The organism is Enterobacter sp. T1-1, assembly GCF_000710795.1.
GTDB lineage: Bacteria > Pseudomonadota > Gammaproteobacteria > Enterobacterales > Enterobacteriaceae > Enterobacter > Enterobacter cloacae.
In genome coordinates, this window is sequence record NZ_JALW01000049.1 from 1 (window position 1) to 18,559 (window position 18,559).

Annotated in this window: 17 protein-coding genes; 9 read left to right on the forward strand and 8 right to left on the reverse strand. The window is 55.0% G+C overall.

Annotated elements, in window-relative coordinates:
* Window positions 1–99: 99 nt before the first annotated feature.
* From ssuB to ssuE, 5 genes are read right to left on the reverse strand one after another with little or no spacing between them, the layout of a single operon-like run.
* A complete protein-coding gene (gene ssuB / locus AK59_RS0115920; protein WP_029883220.1) occupies window positions 100–870 on the reverse strand; it encodes an aliphatic sulfonates ABC transporter ATP-binding protein in 771 nt (256 codons plus the stop codon).
* Window positions 867–1,658 (reverse strand): aliphatic sulfonate ABC transporter permease SsuC, encoded by a 792-nt coding sequence (ssuC, locus tag AK59_RS0115925; RefSeq protein ID WP_029883221.1) that lies wholly within the window; start codon window positions 1,656–1,658, stop codon window positions 867–869. The genes ssuB and ssuC overlap by 4 nt, the downstream gene beginning before the upstream one ends.
* Window positions 1,659–1,667: 9 nt before the next feature.
* Entirely contained in the window at window positions 1,668–2,813 is a 1,146-nt protein-coding gene (gene ssuD, locus AK59_RS0115930; protein WP_029883222.1) for an FMNH2-dependent alkanesulfonate monooxygenase, read from the reverse strand.
* The gene (locus AK59_RS0115935; RefSeq protein WP_023619891.1) at window positions 2,810–3,772 is read right to left on the reverse strand and encodes a sulfonate ABC transporter substrate-binding protein; all 963 of its coding nucleotides are present in this window, start codon (window positions 3,770–3,772) and stop codon (window positions 2,810–2,812) included. Before AK59_RS0115935 ends, ssuD begins: the two co-directional genes overlap by 4 nt.
* Complete coding sequence (ssuE, locus tag AK59_RS0115940) at window positions 3,765–4,340, reverse strand: NADPH-dependent FMN reductase (protein ID WP_023619892.1); 576 nt, start codon at window positions 4,338–4,340, stop codon at window positions 3,765–3,767. Before ssuE ends, AK59_RS0115935 begins: the two co-directional genes overlap by 8 nt.
* A gap of 249 nt (window positions 4,341–4,589) precedes the next feature.
* Between ssuE and pyrD the strand changes: the two genes are divergently transcribed.
* Window positions 4,590–5,600: a quinone-dependent dihydroorotate dehydrogenase gene (gene pyrD / locus AK59_RS0115945; protein ID WP_013097269.1), complete on the forward strand. Its 1,011-nt coding sequence runs from the start codon at window positions 4,590–4,592 to the stop codon at window positions 5,598–5,600.
* Window positions 5,601–5,765: 165 nt separating this feature from the next.
* Window positions 5,766–6,308 (forward strand): cell division protein ZapC, encoded by a 543-nt coding sequence (gene zapC, locus AK59_RS0115950; RefSeq protein WP_029883223.1) that lies wholly within the window; start codon window positions 5,766–5,768, stop codon window positions 6,306–6,308.
* On the opposite strand, the gene AK59_RS0115955 is transcribed toward zapC, so the two are convergent.
* Complete coding sequence (locus tag AK59_RS0115955) at window positions 6,305–7,414, reverse strand: YcbX family protein (protein ID WP_029883224.1); 1,110 nt, start codon at window positions 7,412–7,414, stop codon at window positions 6,305–6,307. The genes zapC and AK59_RS0115955 overlap by 4 nt on opposite strands.
* Before the next feature lie 100 nt (window positions 7,415–7,514).
* Between AK59_RS0115955 and rlmKL the strand changes: the two genes are divergently transcribed.
* The 6 genes from rlmKL to rmf all read left to right on the forward strand — a co-directional run bounded on the left by rlmKL (window position 7,515) and on the right by rmf (window position 15,443).
* Window positions 7,515–9,623 (forward strand): bifunctional 23S rRNA (guanine(2069)-N(7))-methyltransferase RlmK/23S rRNA (guanine(2445)-N(2))-methyltransferase RlmL, encoded by a 2,109-nt coding sequence (rlmKL, locus tag AK59_RS0115960; RefSeq protein ID WP_029883225.1) that lies wholly within the window; start codon window positions 7,515–7,517, stop codon window positions 9,621–9,623.
* A gap of 12 nt (window positions 9,624–9,635) precedes the next feature.
* Entirely contained in the window at window positions 9,636–11,543 is a 1,908-nt protein-coding gene (locus AK59_RS0115965; protein ID WP_029883226.1) for an ABC transporter ATP-binding protein, read from the forward strand.
* 13 nt (window positions 11,544–11,556) lie between these two features.
* Window positions 11,557–12,810 (forward strand): membrane integrity-associated transporter subunit PqiA, encoded by a 1,254-nt coding sequence (gene pqiA / locus AK59_RS0115970; RefSeq protein ID WP_028027912.1) that lies wholly within the window; start codon window positions 11,557–11,559, stop codon window positions 12,808–12,810.
* Window positions 12,811–12,814: 4 nt separating this feature from the next.
* Window positions 12,815–14,455, forward strand: coding sequence for an intermembrane transport protein PqiB (gene pqiB, locus AK59_RS0115975; RefSeq protein WP_013097263.1), 1,641 nt, complete (start codon window positions 12,815–12,817; stop codon window positions 14,453–14,455).
* A complete protein-coding gene (pqiC, locus tag AK59_RS0115980) occupies window positions 14,452–15,018 on the forward strand; it encodes a membrane integrity-associated transporter subunit PqiC (protein ID WP_020689691.1) in 567 nt (188 codons plus the stop codon). The genes pqiB and pqiC overlap by 4 nt, the downstream gene beginning before the upstream one ends.
* A gap of 257 nt (window positions 15,019–15,275) precedes the next feature.
* Window positions 15,276–15,443, forward strand: coding sequence for a ribosome modulation factor (gene rmf / locus AK59_RS01000000123805; RefSeq protein WP_013097261.1), 168 nt, complete (start codon window positions 15,276–15,278; stop codon window positions 15,441–15,443).
* Between the two features lie 72 nt (window positions 15,444–15,515).
* Here the strand turns inward: rmf and fabA are convergent, their stop codons facing one another.
* Window positions 15,516–16,034, reverse strand: a complete 519-nt coding sequence (fabA, locus tag AK59_RS0115985) for a bifunctional 3-hydroxydecanoyl-ACP dehydratase/trans-2-decenoyl-ACP isomerase (protein WP_000227926.1) — start codon at window positions 16,032–16,034, stop codon at window positions 15,516–15,518.
* Between the two features lie 68 nt (window positions 16,035–16,102).
* The gene (locus AK59_RS0115990; protein ID WP_029883227.1) at window positions 16,103–17,863 is read right to left on the reverse strand and encodes an AAA family ATPase; all 1,761 of its coding nucleotides are present in this window, start codon (window positions 17,861–17,863) and stop codon (window positions 16,103–16,105) included.
* A 186-nt stretch (window positions 17,864–18,049) separates the two neighbouring features.
* Here AK59_RS0115990 and matP point away from each other — a divergent pair, with 186 nt between their 5' ends.
* On the forward strand, window positions 18,050–18,502 hold the full coding sequence (matP, locus tag AK59_RS0115995; RefSeq protein ID WP_013097258.1) for a macrodomain Ter protein MatP: 453 nt from the start codon (window positions 18,050–18,052) through the stop codon (window positions 18,500–18,502).
* Window positions 18,503–18,559: the final 57 nt, after the last annotated feature.

Genomic DNA, 18,559 nt, shown 5'->3' on the forward strand with positions numbered 1-18,559 from the left:
ATGAAAAAGCTGGGAAAAGAGTACAGTAATATGGTCATGGTGGCATGACCATATTACTGGGGATCCCTCAGCCCTGTGGGAGAGGGCCGGGTGAAGGCATCAGGCATTAGCCGTAATCAAGGCGCGCTCATTCACCCCGCGCCTCATCACTCGCTCCAGCACCTCCGCTTCCAGCTCTGCCAGTCTGGCCGATCCCACACGGCGAGGGCGTGGAATATCCACCGTCAGATCCAGACCAATTTTTCCCTCTTCTATTAACAGCACCCGGTCGGCCATGGCGACGGCTTCGCTCACGTCGTGCGTCACCAGCAGGACCGTAAAACCGTGCTCCTGCCAGAGCGAGGCAATTAAATCCTGCATCTCAATCCGCGTCAGGGCATCAAGTGCCCCGAGCGGCTCATCGAGCAGCAGCAGGCCTGGACGATGTATCAACGCCCGCGCCAGCGCTACGCGCTGTTTTTGCCCGCCTGAGAGGGCAGCAGGCCATTCACCAGCGCGATCCTCTAGCCCGACGGCGGCCAGCGCCTGACGCGCCTCCTCCCGCCAGTGACCTTTCAGCCCCAGCCCGACGTTATCCATCACCGTTTTCCAGGGCAGCAGGCGCGCATCCTGAAACATCATGCGGGTATCATCCTGAATATTGGCCAGCGGCGTTGTCCCTGCCAGAATCTCCCCTCCATTTGGCGCTTCCAGTCCGGCTAACAGGCGCAGCAGCGTACTCTTGCCGCCGCCGCTGCGGCCGACAACGGCCACAAATTGTCCGGCGGGGATATGCAGATCCAGGGCGTTAAGAATGGTTTTGTCGCCGTAGCGTTTCGTGACGCCGTTAAGTAACAGCGGTGTCCCCTGAGTGAGTCGGGCGGTATTCATGCTTTCGCCTCCTGAGAGAAATAGGCCGGGTTCCAGCGCAGCCAGCTGCGTTCCAGCCACTGGGCGCTGACGTCAGCAAGTTTGCCCAGCAGGGCATAAAGGATAATGGCGACTACCACCACGTCCGTTTGCAGGAATTCGCGGGCGTTCATTGCCAGATAGCCAATGCCGGAGTTGGCTGAAATGGTCTCCGCGACGATCAGCGTCAGCCACATCAGGCCGAGCGCAAAGCGAACGCCAACCATAATGGAGGGCAGGGCGCCCGGCAGCAGCACGTTGATAAACAGGGCAAATCCTGATAATCCGTAGCTGCGTGCCATCTCAACCAGCCCGCGATCGATATTGCGGATCCCATGCCAGGTATTGATGTAAATCGGGAACAGCGTGCCCAGCGCCACGAGGAAAATTTTGGCGCTCTCATCGATACCAAACCACAGAATGACCAGGGGGATCAGCGCCAGATGCGGTACGTTGCGCAGCATCTGAATGGAGGTATCCAGCAACCGTTCCCCCCAGCGGGACAGGCCGCTGATCAACCCCAGCGTCAGGCCGATGCTCCCGCCGATGGCAAACCCAATCACCGCGCGCCAGGAGCTAATGGCCAGGTGCTGCCACAGCTCGCCGCTGGCACTCAGCGACCAGAAGGCTTCGATTACGCCCTCCGGAGAGGGCAGGATACGGCTCGACAGCCAGCCGGTGGAGGAGGCCAGTTGCCAGATAAGGACGATGCCGACAGGTAAAAACCACGGGGCGGCGCGCAACAGCCATTTTTGTGAGGTGAGAGACATAGCCACTCCTTAGCTTTGCGCGACTTTACGCGGAATAAACTCGTTGGCCACGGCTTCGCCCTGAAGCTGCAGCTGGCGGGGCTGCGGAATGTCCGGGATAGCGACATCCAGATGCGGGAACAGCAGTTCACCCACTTTGTATGCCTCCTCAAGATGCGGATAGCCCGAGAGGATAAAGCTGTCGATACCCAGCTCAGCATATTCATTGATACGCGCCGCCACGGTCGGGCCGTCACCCACCAGCGCAGTACCCGCACCACCACGTACCAGGCCGACACCCGCCCAGAGATTGGGGCTGATCTCCAGATTCTCGCGTTTGCCGTTATGTAACGAAGCCATCCGGTGCTGTCCTACGGAGTCGGTTTTCGCAAATGCCGCCTGCGCTTTGGCGATGGTCTCATCGTCCAGATGCGAGATCAGCCGGTCAGCGGCCTGCCAGGCCTCTTCGTTGGTTTCACGCACAATCACGTGCAGGCGAATGCCAAAGCGCACCTTTCGGCCGTGGGCGGCGGCTTTGGCCCGCACCTGGGCAATTTTATCTTTCACCAGTTCAGGTGGCTCCCCCCAGGTCAGATAGAGATCGACCTGTTCTGCCGCCAGATCCTGTGCCACATCCGACGATCCGCCGAAGTAGAGCGGTGGACGCGGCTGCTGTACCGGAGGAAAGTAGAGTTTCGCGTCGCGAACATGAATATGCTTGCCATCGAAGGTGACCGTTTCCCCCTCAAGCAGACGTCGCCAGACGCGGGTAAACTCGGCGGAGGCCTCATAGCGTTCCGTATGATCGAGGAACACGCCGTCACCGGCCAGTTCCTGCGGATCGCTGCCGGTGACCAGGTTAAACAGCGCGCGTCCGTTGGAGAGCCTGTCGAGCGTTGCCGCCTGACGTGCGGCAACGGTCGGGGAAACCACGCTCGGACGCAATGCCACCAGGAATTTCAGGCGCTGGGTGACCGGGATCATCGACGCGGCGACCAGCCAGGCGTCTTCGCACGAGCGTCCGGTGGGGATCAGCACGCCGGTGAAACCGATTCGGTCTGCCGCCTGCGCAATCTGCTGCAGATAGCCGTGGTCAACCGGGCGCGACCCCTCTTCGGTACCAAGATAGTGTCCATCACCGTGGGTGGGTAAAAACCAGAAAAGATTCAGACTCATGATTTGGCTCCTTCTTTGGCTGCGGGTTGCCAGATGCGTTCGCGAATGTTCACCTGTTTTGGGACTAAGCGGTTTTGATAAAAGAGGTCGGCAGTCTGTTGTTGCAGGGCTGCAACATGCGCGTCCACCGGGATAATGGTGGTGGGTGGACGGTGGTTGAGGTAGCTCGCGATCACCGCCTCCGGTAAGCCCATGGTTTTCGCCAGCAGGGTGATGCTCTCCGGGCGCTGGCTTTGCGTCAGGGTATCGGCTTCGGTAAAGGTATTCAGGACCTCCTGAACAAAGGCACCGTTTTTCTCTGCATACGGACGGGCTGCAAGGTAGAACGAACCGGTCTGTTTCAGGGTTGTGCCATCTTTCAATACCCGTACGCCGCCCTGAAGTAATGCCGCGGAGTAGTAAGGATCCCAGATAGCCCACGCGTCGACATTGCCTTGCTGGAAGGCGGCGCGGGCATCAGCAGGGGTCAGATAGACGGGCTGAATATCGGTGAACTTTAGCCCGGCCTCCTGCAGAGCGCGGAGTAGCAGGTTGTGCGAGCTGGAACCTTTCTGGAATGCGACTTTGTGACCTTTGAGTTCGGCGACATTTTTAATGGCGCTATTTTCCGGCACCAGAATCACCTCGGCTTTAGGTTTTGGTGGCTCAACGCCAACGTAGACCAGATCGGCTCCGGCCGCCTGCGCAAAGATCGGTGGAATATCGCCAGTACTGCCTAAATCGATGCTTCCAACGTTCAGCGCCTCCAGCATTTGTGGCCCGGCAGGAAACTCCACCCAGGAGAATTTGGTCTGTGGGAAGCGTTTTTCCAAAAGCTGGTGGCTTTTTGCCAGCACCATACTGACGCTGCCTTTCTGGTAACCAATGCGCAAACTGTCAGGTGCCGTCTCTGCTGCATGGGTCAGGGACGAGAGTGTGAGCAGACCAGCCAGGCTGATACGGGTAAGTGTTTTAAACATGTGCGACTCCTTGTGGCTGTCCAAACGCAGGTGCCTGAATATCGCGACGGTGCAGGGCATGCCAGAATGTCTCCAGCGCAGTGTCGAGCCGGGTTTGCAGATTCGGTGTGAAATGCGGCTTGTGCTGGTAATCGATAACCTGCGAGTCATCGGCAAAAACGCCGTGCAGGATCTCCTGCGCCTTCAACGCGTTCAGTACCGGCTTCAGGGCGTAATCCACGGCCAGTAAATGGGCAACCGTGCCGCCCGTAGCCAGCGGCAACACCACTTTTCCATCAAGTGCACGTTCAGGCAGCAGATCGAGCAAGGTTTTCAGTGCGCCGGAAAATGAGGCTTTATAAATCGGGGTCGCGACGATAAGCCCGTCAGCACTTTTTAGCTGTTCAATCAGGGTTTTCAATGCCGGACTGTCAAAGCGCGCGTAGAGCAGATCCTCAGGTTCAAAGTTGTGCAGATTCCAGTGGCACACTTCCACATCCAGCGCATTAAGCCTTTCGCGGGCATATTCCAGCAGGGCGCTGGAACGAGAAGGGAAACGTGGACTTCCGGCCAGGGTGATGACGCGCATGTGTGCTCCTTATAACTAATTGTTTGCTTTTATCTAACATTCATAACAATTTTCAGGAGTGTGACACTGCGTGGTTATTCCACTAAATGATTTATCTGCAATTAAAATGCGAAAAAGCGCATAAGAAGTGTACGGGGAAGTAAACGTTTGCGTTTTACGCTGATTTTTTTGCCGCAGGTCAATTCCCTTTCCGGGCAGGATCGCACATAATCCCCTCCCGGTTTGCACACCGGGAATCCAGGAGAGTTCATGTACTACCCCTTCGTTCGTAAAGCCCTTTTCCAGCTCGACCCTGAGCGCGCTCATGAATTTACATTCCAGCAATTACGCCGTATTACGGGAACGCCGCTGGCCGCGCTGGTGCGTCAGAACGTGCCGGAAAAACCTGTGCAGTGCATGGGTCTGACCTTTAAAAACCCGCTGGGTCTGGCGGCAGGTCTGGATAAAAATGGCGAGTGCATTGATGCCCTGGGCGCGATGGGCTTTGGTTCCATCGAAATCGGTACCGTCACACCGCGTCCACAGCCGGGTAATGATAAGCCGCGTTTGTTCCGCCTGGTCGAAGCCGAGGGGCTGATCAACCGCATGGGCTTTAATAATCTCGGCGTGGATCATCTCGTAGAAAACGTTAAAAAAGCCCATTTTGATGGTGTATTAGGCATCAATATTGGCAAAAATAAAGACACGCCGGTTGAGCAGGGTAAAGATGACTACCTGATTTGTATGGAAAAAGTCTATGCCTATGCCGGTTATATCGCCGTGAATATTTCATCGCCGAATACCCCGGGGCTACGTTCTCTGCAATATGGTGAAGCGCTGGACGATCTTCTCAGCGCCATTAAAAATAAACAAAATGAGCTGCAGGCGATCCATCATAAATATGTTCCGGTGGCGGTTAAGATCGCACCGGATCTTTCTGCTGAAGAATTGATCCAGGTTGCCGACAGCTTAGTTCGCCATAATATTGATGGTGTGATTGCGACCAATACGACGCTCGATCGCTCCCTCGTCCAGGGAATGAAAAACTGTGACGAAGCGGGTGGGTTAAGTGGACGTCCGGTACAATTAAAAAGTACGGAAATTATTCGGGCGCTCTCCGCCGAATTAAAAGGTCGCCTGCCAATAATCGGTGTCGGTGGTATCGATTCGGTGATTGCTGCGCGCGAGAAGATGGCTGCGGGCGCCTCACTGGTGCAAATCTATTCCGGCTTTATTTTTAAAGGCCCGCCGCTCATAAAAGAAATCGTTACTCATATCTAATCTTTTCTCTTAATCAGACAACCAGGGCTTTATTTCCAGCCCTGGTTGTTTTATATTCCGTCACTGTTGCTTATTTAGACATTATAGTCTTTTATTAATGGTGTTATAAACGAAGCGGCGAATGGGACATTTTTAGTACAGGACGTTTGGGTACGGGAGAGACACATGCGAATTAAACCTGACGATAACTGGCGCTGGTATTTTTGTGAAGAGCATGACCGAATGATGCTCGATTTAGCCAATGGCATGTTGTTCCGTTCTCGTTTTGCGCGTCGAATGTTAACCCCGGACGCTTTCTCCCCGTCTGGCTTTTGTGTAGACGATGCTGCGCTTTATTTTTCCTTTGAAGAGAAATGCCGTGACCTGCTGCTCTCAAAAGAACAGCGTGCCGAACTGATATTAAACGCGCTGGTGGCGATTCGTTTTCTGAAACCGCAAATGCCGAAAAGCTGGCATTTTCTGCCGCATGATATGAACTGGACGCCGGCCACGGGCGATGCGGCCAGCGTCAACCTGAGCGATACCGCACAAGAGGTGAGTTTACTGGTGGTGGAACCTGGCGAAAATGCCGCGCTTTGTCTGCTGGCCCAGCCCAGCGTGACCATTGCCGGGCGGACGATGCAGCTCGGGGATGCCATTAAGGTCATGAATGACAGGCTGAAACCGCAGCTGCGCGTGGATTCATTCAGCCTGGAACAGGCGGTTTAAGCTTCCAGCTGTATCGACGTTTTTGGAATACAGCTACAGCACAGGATCGTCCCGTCATCACCGATTGCGGATTTCTTCAGCGCACTGACGTCGCCCCCGACCAGCTTGATTCGACAGCAACCACAGATACCCGCCCGACAGGAATACGGGATACGGATCCCGGCTTGCTCCAACTGCTCAAGTATCACCTGCTGATTGTTACCCCGTATAACGCGGCCCTGCCAGTGAATATCCACTGCCGAACTGGCTTGCGTCTCAACCTCTACCGTTTCTTCTTCCTGACCCGCACCGTACACGCGCGCAGGCCCACGGGTGAGAATTTCCACCTCGTCACCCACGCGGATCACTCCGCTTGAGCGCGGAATAAGATTCTGGCCGAAATCCACGTCGCCATTATCCTGCGCGGTACGGAATGTTTGCAGGGTTTTCAGCGGCTCGCCGGAAGGATGCTTCAGGCCTTTCACCGGACTTACGGTGGTGAAAATGCAGCGGCTGCACGGCTTAACGACATCAAAAATGACGCTGCCGATGCGGATGACTTTCCAGGTATCTTCCTCCCAGGCTTCCGTACCGGTCACCACCAGATTCGGGCGAAATTGCTCCATCTGCACGCTGGCCTTACAGCGACGCTGCAGGTCACGCAACGAGGCTTCGCTGGTTAACAGGAACGGGAAACCATCGGCAAACGAGAGGGGAACCGCGTCGTGGCGCTTGACGCGTCGCGTCAGCGCCGGACCCACCCAGCGCAGCTGTACCTCGCGGGAGAAGAAGCCGCTCAGCCAGCGGTTAATTTCGTCCGGAGCGATGCGAGCGGTAAAATGATTGCCCCACACTTCCGTTGGCGCATCGACAGGCGCAAAATCAGCAAAGCGAATCACCACGCTTGAGCCATCCGGGGCGGTGAGGTGGAGGCCGTCATGCAGCGGCGAAGGCGTAAAACGCACCATCTGCGGGAACTGGCGTGCGGTAATGAACGTACCGTCAGGCTCGGTGACCATAAAAATACGATCGAAGGCAAATCCACTGATGTCAGCCAGGGCGTGAGAAACGCCGATACCGCGCATGGATTTCACCGGATGAATAAAAAGCCTGGATAACGTCGCCACTGTGCACAGTCCCTCGAATGAAAATAAGCCTTCAACTTTATGACATACACGTCATATTAGCTATAATGCGCGACAATTTTCTTAGAGTAAAAGTGACGATATGAATTCTCTGTTTGCCAGTACGGCCCGTGGGCTGGAAGAGCTGTTAAAAACTGAACTGGAAGCCCTGGGCGCGCAAGAGTGCCAGGTGGTTCAGGGTGGTGTCCATTTTGAGGGCGACACACGGCTTATTTACCAGAGCCTGATGTGGAGCCGCCTGGCGTCGCGCATCATGCTGCCGATGAAAGAGTGCAAGGTCTACAGCGATCTTGATCTCTATACCGGCGTACAGATGATCGACTGGACAGAGATCTTCACGCCAGACGCGACCTTCGCGGTGCATTTTAACGGTGTAAACGATGAGATCCGCAACAGCCAGTACGGCGCGCTGCGCGTGAAAGATGCCATCGTGGACTGCTTTACCCGTAAAAACAAAGAACGACCAAACGTCGATCGTGAAAACCCGGATCTGCGCATTAACGTCTGGCTCAATGGCGATACCGCCAGCATCTCTCTGGATCTGAGCGGGGCAGGTCTGCATCTGCGTGGCTACCGCGATCGCACCGGTATGGCGCCCATCAAAGAAACGCTGGCCGCCGCCATCGTGATGCGCTCCGGCTGGCTGCCGGACACGCCGCTGCTCGACCCAATGTGTGGTTCCGGTACGCTGCTGATTGAAGCCGCGATGCTGGCCACCGACCGCGCTCCCGGCCTGCATCGCGGCCACTGGGGCTTTAGCGGCTGGGCGCAGCACGATGAAGCACTCTGGAAAGAGGTCAAAGCCGAAGCGCAGGCCCGTGCGCGTAAAGGCCTGGCGGAGTACACCTCCCATTTCTATGGATCTGACAGCGACCCGCGCGTCATTGAACGCGCGCGCAGCAATGCCCGTCGCGCAGGTATCGGTGAGCTGGTGACCTTTGAAGTGAAAGATGTCGCGAACCTGACCAACCCGCTGCCGAAAGGCCCCTACGGTACCGTTATCAGCAACCCGCCATACGGCGAGCGTCTGGATAGCGAACCGGCGCTGATTGCCCTGCACAGCCTGCTGGGCCGCAATATGAAAGACTACTTTGGCGGCTGGAATCTTTCCCTGTTTAGCGCTTCACCAGAACTGCTGAGCTGTCTGCAGCTGCGCGCCGATCGCCAGTTTAAGGCGAAGAATGGCCCGCTGGACTGTGTGCAGAAAAACTACCATCTGGCAGAGAAAGCGGCGGACAGCAAACCGTCCGGTGTGGCGGAAGATTACGCTAACCGTCTGCGCAAGAACCTGAAGAAATTTGAAAAATGGGCCAAACAGGAAGGCATTGAATGCTATCGCCTGTATGACGCCGATCTGCCGGAGTACAACGTGGCGGTTGACCGCTATGCAGACTGGGTGGTGATTCAGGAATATGCTCCACCAAAAACCATTGATGCGCAAAAAGCGCGCCAGCGCATGCTGGACGTGATCGCAGCGACGATTGCCGTGCTTGGCATCGCGCCAAACAAACTGGTGCTGAAAACCCGCGAGCGTCAGAAAGGGAAAAACCAGTATCAGAAGATGGGTGAGAAGGGCGACTTTATTGAAGTGGGTGAATACAACGCTCGCCTGTGGGTTAACCTGACGGATTACCTCGATACCGGGCTGTTCCTCGACCACCGCATTGCCCGTCGTATGCTGGGCCAGATGAGCAAAGGTAAGGACTTCCTTAACCTGTTTTCCTACACCGGTAGCGCCAGCGTGCATGCGGGCCTGGGCGGCGCGCGCAGCACCACTACGGTGGATATGTCGCGCACCTATCTGGAGTGGGCGGAGCGCAACCTGCGTCTCAATGGCCTGACCGGACGCCAGCATCGTCTGATGCAGGCCGATGTCCTGGGCTGGCTGCGTGACACCGATGAACAGTTCGATCTGATCTTCATCGATCCGCCAACGTTCTCCAACTCCAAGCGTATGGAGGATAGCTTTGATGTACAACGCGATCACCTGCGCCTGATGACCGACCTGAAGCGCCTCCTGCGTAAAGGCGGCACGATTATGTTCTCGAATAACAAACGCGGTTTCCGCATGGATCACGACGGCCTGGCCGCTCTGGGACTGAAAGCACAAGAAATCAGCCAAAAAACGCTGTCTCAGGACTTTGCCCGTAATCGTCAGATCCATAACTGCTGGCTTATCACCGCGGCCTGAAAGGAAAAATAAATGTCTTTAATTAGTATGCACGGTGCGTGGCTCTCCTTCAGCGACTCACCGCTTCTCGACAATGCTGAACTGCACATCGAAGACAACGAACGCGTCTGTCTGGTGGGCCGTAACGGCGCGGGTAAATCCACGCTGATGAAAATCCTCAACCGCGAGCAGGGTCTGGATGACGGGCGTATTGTTTACGAGCAGGATCTGATTGTCTCCCGTCTGCAGCAGGATCCGCCGCGTCATGTCACCGGCAGCGTGTACGATTTCGTAGCGGAAGGGATTTCGGAGCAGGCTGAATACCTGAAGCGCTATCACGAGATTTCTCATCTGGTGATGACCGACCCGAGCGACAAAAATCTTAACGAACTGGCGAAAGTCCAGGAGATGCTCGATCATCACGGCCTGTGGCAGCTGGAGAACCGTATTAACGAGGTGCTGGCTCAGCTGGGCCTGGAGCCGGATATGCAGCTGTCTGCGCTATCTGGCGGCTGGTTGCGTAAGGCGGCACTGGGCCGCGCGCTGGTCAGCGGGCCGAAGGTGCTGCTGCTGGATGAACCAACCAACCACCTGGACATTGAAGCGATCGACTGGCTTGAAGGGTTCCTGAAAACTTTCAGCGGTACCATTATCTTCATCTCCCACGACCGTTCCTTCATTCGCAATATGGCGACGCGCATTGTCGATCTCGATCGTGGCAAGCTGGTCACCTATCCCGGCGATTACGATACTTATCTGCTGGAAAAAGAAGAAAACCTGCGCGTGGAAGAACTGCAAAACGCCGAATTCGACCGCAAACTGGCGCAGGAAGAGGTGTGGATCCGTCAGGGTATCAAAGCCCGCCGTACCCGCAACGAAGGCCGCGTTCGTGCCCTGAAAGCGATGCGTCGTGAACGCAGCGAACGTCGCGAAGTGATGGGCAGCGCCAAAATGCAGGTAGAAGAGGCCTCCCGTTCCGGCAAGATCGTCTTCGAGATGGAAAACGTTAACTACCAGGTTGACGGGAAAGTGTTGGTGAAAGACTTCTCCGCCCAGGTTCAGCGCGGGGATAAAATCGCCCTGATTGGCCCCAATGGTTGCGGTAAAACCACGCTGCTGAAGCTGATGCTGGGCCAGTTGCAGGCGGATAGCGGCCGAATTCACTGCGGTACCAAACTGGAAGTGGCCTATTTTGACCAGCACCGCGCGGAGCTGGATCCGGACAGAACGGTTATGGATAACCTTGCCGAAGGTAAGCAGGAGGTCATGGTAAACGGTAAGCCGCGCCATGTGCTGGGCTATCTCCAGGACTTCCTGTTCCACCCTAAACGGGCGATGACCCCGGTGCGTGCGCTGTCTGGCGGTGAGCGAAACCGTCTTCTGCTGGCGCGGTTATTCCTGAAACCAAGCAACTTGTTGATTCTCGATGAACCAACCAACGACCTGGATGTCGAAACGCTCGAACTGCTGGAAGAGCTGATCGATGGTTATCAGGGCACCGTGATGCTGGTGAGCCACGACCGTCAGTTCGTTGACAACACCGTGACCGAATGCTGGATCTTCGAAGGCGAAGGGCGGATTGGTCAATATGTGGGTGGCTACCACGACGCGAAAGGGCAGCAGGCACAGTCGCTGGCGCAAAAACAGGCGAAGTCTAAAACAACGACTGAACCTGTTGTAACAAAAGCAGAAACTGTCAAGAAAACCTCGGCTAAACTAAGCTATAACCTGCAGCGCGAACTGGAGGGTTTGCCTCAGCGTCTTGAGGAGCTGGAGGCCGCGCTGGAGGCGCTGCAAGCGCAGGTTGCCGATGCATCCTTCTTCACCCAATCGCACGACTATACTCAAAAAGTCCTGGCCGAATTGTCCGCAGCTGAAAAAGCTCTGGAAGAAGCATTTGAGCGCTGGGAGTACCTTGAGTCTCTGAAAAACGGCGCATAAACAGGGATAACATATGTGTGACCAGCACCATGCCGACAGGCATATACTATGCTCGCAATGCGATATGCTCGTGGCGTTGCCAGAGCTTGGTCACGGACATAAGGCCCTGTGCCCGCGTTGCGGCACAACGTTGACAACCGAATGGGACGCGCCAAGACAGCGTCCCACGGCGTATGCGCTGGCCGCGTTGTTCATGTTGCTGCTCTCTAACCTCTTCCCCTTCATCTATATGAAGGTGGGAGGGATGACAAGCCAGGTTGATCTGCTTGAAATTCCGGGGGTGATGTTCTCGGAAGATTACGCCAGCCTCGGCACCTTCTTCCTTCTGTTTGTGCAGATCGTTCCGGCTTTTTGTCTGGTTGTCATCCTTTTGCTGGTCAACCGCGTAAAAATGCCCGCAGCCCTGAAAATCAAACTGGCGCGAGTCCTGTTTCAGCTTAAAAGCTGGGGGATGGCCGAGATTTTTCTGGCGGGTATTCTGGTCAGCTTCGTAAAGCTGATGGCCTACGGTGACGTGGGGATTGGCAGCAGCTTTATCCCGTGGTGTCTCTATTGCGTGCTGCAGCTGCGCGCATTCCAGTGCGTTGACCGACGTTGGGCATGGGATGATATCGCTCCGGCTCCCACACTTGCCCAGACGGTGAAGGTTGGCGTGCCGGGGATCCGCCAGGGGCTGCGCTCTTGCTCCTGCTGTACTGCCGTGCTGCCCGCGGATCTGGACGTCTGCCCACGCTGTGAAACCAAAGGCCATGTGCGACGCAAAAATAGCCTGCAGTGGACCATGGCGCTGCTGGTGACCTCTGTGATGCTGTATCTTCCCGCGAATATTCTGCCGATCATGATCACCGATTTGCTCGGTGACAAAATGCCCTCGACGATCCTCGCCGGGGTGATATTGCTGTGGGGCGAGGGATCTTATCCGGTGGCTGGGGTGATTTTTATCGCCAGTATTATGGTGCCTACCTTAAAAATGATCGCGATTGCCTGGCTCTGCTGGGATGCGAAAGGGCACGGCAAACGCGATAGCGAACGCATGCACCTCATTTATGAAGTTGTCGAGTTTGTTGGACGCTGGTCAATGATTGACGTGTTTGTCATTGCCGTTCTCTCTGCACTGGTGCGGATGGGCGGTTTGATGAGTATTTATCCTGCGATGGGGGCTTTAATGTTTGCGCTGGTCGTGATTATGACCATGTTTGCGGCCATGACCTTCGACCCTCGTTTATCGTGGGATCGTGAGCCTGAATCAAGCCATGAGGAAGAGTAAGAGCATGGAAAATAAGAGTGGAGAGGCGAAAGTGCAGAAGGTCAAAAACTGGTCACCGGTGTGGATTTTTCCCATCGTGACGGCGCTGATCGGTGCATGGATCCTGTTTTATCATTACAGCCATCAGGGGCCGGAAGTGACGCTCATCACCACCAATGCCGAGGGGATTGAGGGCGGTAAAACGACCATCAAAAGCCGCAGCGTGGATGTAGGGGTGGTTGAAAGCGCCACCCTGACGGATGATTTAACGCACGTAGAAATTAAAGCGCGGTTAAATGCCGGGATGGAAAAGCTGCTTCACGGTGACTCCGTTTTTTGGGTGGTTAAACCGCAGGTCGGCCGGGAAGGGATCAGTGGTTTAGGCACGCTGCTCTCGGGCGCGTATATTGAGCTACAGCCGGGGGCAAAAGGGGCGCAGCCAGCCCAGTATCAGCTTTTAGACTCTCCACCGCTAGCCCCGCCTGATGCAAAAGGGATCCGCGTGATTCTCGACAGTAAAAAAGCGGGCCAGCTCTCACCTGGCGACCCCGTGTTGTTCCGCGGCTATCGTGTTGGCTCGGTCGAGACCAGCACCTTTGATCCGCAAAAAAGAACCATCAGCTATCAGCTGTTCATCAATGCGCCAAACGATCGTCTGGTGACCAGCAACGTACGCTTCTGGAAAGACAGCGGGATCGCGGTCGATCTCACCTCAGCAGGTATGCGCGTTGAAATGGGGTCGCTGACCACCCTGTTTGGCGGCGGCGTCAGCTTTGACGTGCCGGAAGGGCTGGATCTGGGGCAGCCGGTGGCCGAGAAAACTGCCTTCAGGCTCTTTGACGATCAAAGAAGCATTCAGGACGCGCTCTATACCGATCATATTGATTACCTGATGTTCTTTAAAGATTCCGTCCGCGGCCTGCAACCGGGTGCGCCCGTTGAGTTCCGCGGTATTCGTCTGGGTACGGTGGGACAGGTGCCGTTCTTTGTGCCGGGACTTCAGCAAGTACTTGATGATGACTATCGTATTCCGGTGCTGATCCGCATTGAGCCAGAGCGTCTGGTTAACCAGATTGGCGAGAATCAGGATATCGGCGCGCATATTACCGATTTAATGAACCGTGGCCTGCGCGGCTCGCTGAAGACTGGCAACCTGGTGACTGGTGCGCTGTATGTGGATATGGATTTCTATCCAAAAGCTCCGCCGATTACCGGTATCCGTGAATTTGGCGGCTACAAGATCATTCCAACGGTGAGCAGCGGTCTGGCTCAAATCCAGCAGCGTCTGATGGAAACACTGGATAAGATCAACAATCTACCACTGAATCCGATGATTGAAGCTGCGACAGGCTCGTTGCATCAGAGCCAGGAGACGATGCAGCGTCTGCAAACCACGCTGGATAACATCAATAAGCTCACGGCAAGCCAGAGCATGCAGCAGTTGCCGCAGGATATGCAGAAAACGCTGCGTGAACTGAACCGTAGCATGCAGGGCTTCCAGCCTGGTTCGGCGGCCTACAACAAGATGGTGGCAGATATGCAGCGTCTTGATCAGGTCTTGCGTGAACTGCAGCCCGTACTGAAAACGCTCAATGAGAAGAGCAACGCGCTGGTGTTTGAAGCAAAAGATAAAAAGGATCCTGAGCCGAAGAGGGCGAAACAATGAAAAAATGGCTAGCGATTGTAGGTGCGATGGTGCTCACGGCCTGTAGCTCAGGGAGTGAAACGAAAAGCTACTATCAGCTGCCGCTGATGGCGCAGGCGGGTACACAGAGCACCGCCTCGCAGGGCAACCGTCTGCTGTGGGTTGAGCAAGTGGCTGTGCCAGATTATCTGGCTGGCAACGGGGTGGTTTACCAGACCAGCGATGTGCAGTATGTGATTGCGAATAATAACCTGTGGGCCAGCCCGCTGGATCAACAGTTGCGCAATACGCTGGTGGCGAATCTCAGCAGCCAGCTTCCGGGCTGGGTTGTCGCCTCCCAGCCTCTTGGAAGCGACCAGGACACGCTGAACGTGACGGTAACGGGCTTCCATGGTCGTTATGACGGTGCCGTTGTCATCAGCGGAGAATGGCTGCTTAACCATCAGGGACAGCTGATTAAGCGTCCGTTCCATCTGGAGCTCAAGCAGCAAAAAGATGGCTATGATGAAATGGTGAAAGTGCTTGCCCAGGGGTGGGCACAGGAATCGGCCAACATCGCGAGAGAAATCTCCCGGCTGCCATAAGTAAAATTCATCATCAAAAACCGCAATCGGTCTGCCACTGATTGCGGTTTTTTTTTTCGTTTTCACGTCAGACCGTTACTTGTCCCGGGTCACAATTTTTGTACAAATGATCTTCTGGCTAGCTCACAAATATGACATCCGTATGAATTTTGAACGTTGACGCTACGACTAATTCGGGGTATTCGTTATCTGTGCCTGCACGCATTGTGCAGTCACTGTTTTCTTTCCACCAGACAAAAGAATGAGGGAAACGAGGCATGAAGAGACAGAAACGAGATCGCCTGGAACGGGCTCATCAACGTGGTTATCAGGCCGGCATCGCTGGACGATCTAAAGAAATGTGTCCTTATCAGACGATTAATCAAAGGTCACAATGGCTGGGAGGCTGGCGAGAAGCCATCGGCGACAGGGCACTCATAGCCTGATAACGTCTCTTTAAAAACAGAAACCTCCGCAATGCGGAGGTTTCGCCTTTCTGAAGCCGCGTAAAGCAGCGTTTAGAAAGCAGAAGTATCCTGGAACAGGCCCACTTTCAGGTCGTTCGCGGTATAGATCAGACGGCCATCTACCAGCACTTCGCCATCCGCCAGGCCCATAATCAGGCGGCGGTTAACAATGCGTTTGAAGTGAATACGATAGGTCACTTTCTTCGCAGTTGGCAGAACCTGACCCGTGAATTTCACTTCACCCACGCCCAGCGCACGGCCTTTACCTTCGCCGCCCAGCCAGCCCAGGTAGAAGCCAACCAGCTGCCACATCGCATCCAGGCCCAGGCAGCCAGGCATTACCGGATCGCCAATAAAGTGGCAACCGAAGAACCACAGGTCCGGATTGATATCGAGTTCTGCTTCTACGTAACCCTTATCGAAGTTGCCGCCGGTTTCGGTCATTTTCACGACACGGTCCATCATCAGCATGTTCGGGGCCGGTAACTGTGGGCCTTTCGCGCCAAACAGTTCACCGCGACCAGAGGCAAGAAGATCTTCTTTTGTATAGGATTCGCGTTTATCTACCATGTTCTCAGTAAGCCTTATTTTAGTGAAGGACGCAGGATAGCTAACACGTGTACGCTGAACAAGTCCGATCAGTTTGAACTAAACCAACCTAACCAGCGTAACGGCCACGGATAACGATGACGAGCATCTTGCTGGGTCGCCTGAGCAATGCGCTCCTGGATGGTCTGCATCAGGGTCGTTTGTCCCTCGCCGTCCCATACCAGGTTTGTCAGTAAGGGTAGTGCATCCTCGACGCCTTCGATGGCCCACAGGGAGAATTGTCCCTGCTCTACCGCATCCAGCAGTGCCTGGCTGAGGCTTAAATGGCGTGCGTTGGGGGCTGGAATAATCACACCCTGTTTGCCGTTTAACCCGCGTTGCTGACAAATAGAGAAGAAGCCCTCAATCTTTTCATTCAGGCCCCCCACTGGCTGGGCACGACCAAATTGATCGACCGAACCGGTAATGGCGATGTTCTGATTGATCGGGACTTCCGCCAGGGCGCTGATTAAGGCACACAGCTCGGCCATAGAGGCGCTATCCCCATCCACTTCGCTGTAGGATTGCTCAAACGTCAGCGAGGCAGAGAAGGGGATTTGTTGCTCAAGCTGCAGCTCTGACATCAGGAACGCCTGCATGATCATCATGCCTTTGGCGTGGATGTTTCCACCCAGCTCGGCTTTCCGTTCGATGTCGGTAAACTCGCCATCGCCAATATGGACGACGCAGCTGATGCGTGAAGGCTCGCCAAACGCACGCGGATGCCCGGGAAATTCAATCACCGACAGGGCATTGATCTGTCCGATGCGCTCGCCTTCGGTCTCGACCAGAATTTGCTCCAGCAGAATTTCATCCTGCATACGATCGGCCAGATAGCCTTCCCGCCACTCTCTTTGGGCCAGCATCTGGGAAAGTTGCTCACCGTTAAATGCGCCATTCCCACTGATCGCACCCACTTCACGCAGCTGTTTGCTGATCCAGAGCGGACACAGCGGCAGCGTCTCCTGGTCACCGGTATAGCGAACCGCTTCGCGGATAAGTCCCGGCCAGGCGTCAGCCGCAGGCGTCGGCAGGGCAAAGCGGGCAGCAACGGCCATCACCCACTGACACCACTGCGCCATGTCATCGGCATCAGCAATCTGAATATTGTCTTCGTACTCGCTGTACACTGCCTGTGCAGCCAGCTCCGGCTCCATTTCCTGGAAATCAGCCAGCGATTCACGGTCACCCGTCAGCACCACGGTCAACGACAGCGGCATGGAGGGGACAGAGACCGGCAGAGGACGAGACTCATCATAGCCCACCCAGTCAAATCGTTGCTGGCTCACAATCGTTTTCAGTCGCATCCATAGCAGCGGCTGGGAGAGCAGGGTACGCAGGGAAATGATCAGTACGCCGCCATTGGCGCGATGCACCAGGCCCGGTTGCAGCGATAACTCACCGTTAAACTGGCGAAGGCAACCAAAGAGTTGTTCGGCCTCGGCCCAGTTAGCGGATACCACTTCGCCCTTTACCGCAAAACGACCATCAGCCTGTTCTGCGGGTTCGAAAGAGACATCATGTCCTGAAATACGATACTGGCCGCCGTAAATAGCATTGGCTTCCGGCTGCAACTGGCGCATGGCATCACCCAGAAGCGTTAAATACTCGGCTTCTTCCGGGGCTTTGAGCAGCATGAAGGGAGATGTCGCCCACGGGCTTAACACCTGCTCCAGTGCGTAATGCAAACGCGGTTGTGTATCGCTAAGTATGAATTCGTGTTCTTGTGCGAGGTCTGGCTGTGCAAACAATTCCTGATAGCTTTCGGTATCCGGAACAAGGTCACGCCATGCAAGTTTCGTAATGGTCAAAGTTGATGTTTTTTAGTCAGATGTAAAACCGTGGAGTATACCGTAAGCGGGGGGCTCTTCCCAAGCAGGATTGGGGTTTTCGGGAAGCGAATCGCCTGCAATGCTTCACAGGATATGATTTCTTTTCAGCAGATTGCTAAAAAACTGATATTCTGAACAGAGTTACGTGGTAACACTGAGATCGCAATGAAATATCAACAACTGGAAAATCTCGAAAGCGGCTGGAAATGGAAGTACCTGGTCAAGAAGCACCGAGAAGGGGAGCTGATTACCTGCTACATCGAAGCCAGCGCCGCACAAGAGGCCGTGGATATTTTGCTGACCCTCGAAAATGAACCGGTACAGGTGAATGGCTGGATTGAGAAACATATCAATCCGGCACTGTTGAACCGGATGAAGCAAACTATCCGTGCACGACGCAAACGGCATTTTAATGCTGAGCATCAGCACACCCGTAAAAAATCCATCGACCTCGAATTCATGGTCTGGCAGCGTCTTGCAGGGCTTGCGCAACGGCGGGGAAAAACGTTGTCAGAAACGGTGGTGCAGTTGATTGAAGATGCCGAGCATAAAGAGAAATACGCCAACCAGATGTCTACGCTGAAGAACGATCTTCAGGCGCTGCTGGGTAAAAAATAACTTTTGAGTTTCTTCAGATAATAAAAAACCCCGCATCGCGGGGTTTTTTTATAAGAC